The organism is Trichormus sp. NMC-1 (genome assembly GCF_001858025.1).
Classification (GTDB): Bacteria; Cyanobacteriota; Cyanobacteriia; order Cyanobacteriales; family Nostocaceae; genus Anabaena.
In genome coordinates, this window is sequence record NZ_LZQD01000032.1 from 1 (window position 1) to 1,442 (window position 1,442).

General features: G+C 47.7%; 2 protein-coding genes. Both read right to left on the reverse strand.

Going from position 1 to position 1,442, the window contains the following annotated elements:
* Positions 1-314: ATP-binding protein (locus A9Y75_RS25750; protein WP_236721543.1), on the reverse strand; the 314-nt coding region annotated here is incomplete at its 3' end.
* Positions 315-506: 192 nt separating this feature from the next.
* Complete coding sequence (locus A9Y75_RS25755) at positions 507-1,070, reverse strand: hypothetical protein (protein WP_071192724.1); 564 nt, start codon at positions 1,068-1,070, stop codon at positions 507-509.
* Between the last annotated feature and the right edge of the window lie 372 nt (positions 1,071-1,442).

Consider the following 1,442-nt stretch of genomic DNA (forward strand, 5'->3'; position numbering starts at 1 on the left):
AGTGTGCCGTGAGCGAACGTCTTTTTCGTTCTAGATATTCGAGCTGGGATTCTAGACAATTCTCGATTCGATGAAAACTCACGCCAATCAATGCGCACAGTCAACGCTATTTCATCATGATCCGTTGCAGTCGTTATCGTTAAAATCTCACCCAGGCGTTGCGCGGCAAATCGACCGATCCCTTTTCGACCAGCTCGCTGGCGGCGATACTTAGGGGAGGTAGGCCGCTCAACCTTAGAATATGTGGAAAGCCTCATAAAACCATTCACGATATCTTGGCGCGACATGCCAGACCCGTTATCAAAAATCTCCAAAGTGCTATTAGCCTGATCTTGCGCCTTAAATATTAAATCGACCTGAGTAGCATCTGGAGTATCTCAACCCTCTTTTGCGCCGGGATTCTCTCCAGGCTGTCTCTCTGTTTCAGGGCGTCATGCCACCAATTTTGCAAACGATGCATCCAGAAACGATTCCATGCGCCGCCAAACGCACCTCTATAGCGAACATCACCCATAATAGCGTCCAACAATATTTTCTGCCCGTTCTCGCCCATCTTCTGTAAGCGCAGCATGCATTTCACTGAGCTCCGAGAGCTCAATGAAACCTCTTTCAGATAAAGTCGCGACAGCATCTTTTACCTCCTGACGGGTAAAAAGGTGCCCATCGTCTTCAAGGACTTTCTTTATATCGTAGAAATATGGCCCTTTGTGGTCGTCAATCCTTTCGCCCGTTTCATCAACAATATCCGATGCTCGGTCGGCAATGGAAATAAGCAATAGGTCCTGCACAGTACCTGCATCCGGAGACGACAGATCAGGTGCCAAGTAATATTTGGGATACAGAAGTTCACCAACCCATTCAATTCCACTGTTCAGATGAGCCCAATACCCGTTATCCGGTTTGTCATCTGATGGCAAATCTGAGGAAATGTATGATGTAGCGGTGTTCTCGAACTCGTGCATAAGTTGGTCTAGCCATTTGCTCTGGTACTTCAAACCAAGAGCATCGGCTGCAAATTGAAAGTTCACCATTCCAGAGCCGGAATCATGATAGGACCAGGGATCACTCATTAGATGATCCGTATGGCCCTGGACGGCCACTACAAGCAGATCCCTTGTTGTCGCTGCTCATAGGTAATCTCTAGGCCACGGTAATCGTGCCGAGGAATTTCAACGCCCTTAGCCAATTCACCCACCTCGGGCCGCCCCCAAATATAGTTCTTGACCCCTAATACAAGAAATCATGGCTCCGATAAAATGATTTTCCAGAAGCCTTAAATATCAAACGCTTACACTGCCGTCACACGATCCAGCTTTTCTTAACCGTAGCTCGAATGAGGTTCGCGGGGTGTTCAAAAGGGCAATTTTAGGCAGCGATTTTTTGGTGGTGTGAATAGCCCCGATTTTTGTAGACACCTTCGGGGTTAGGTTTGATGTCTCCGC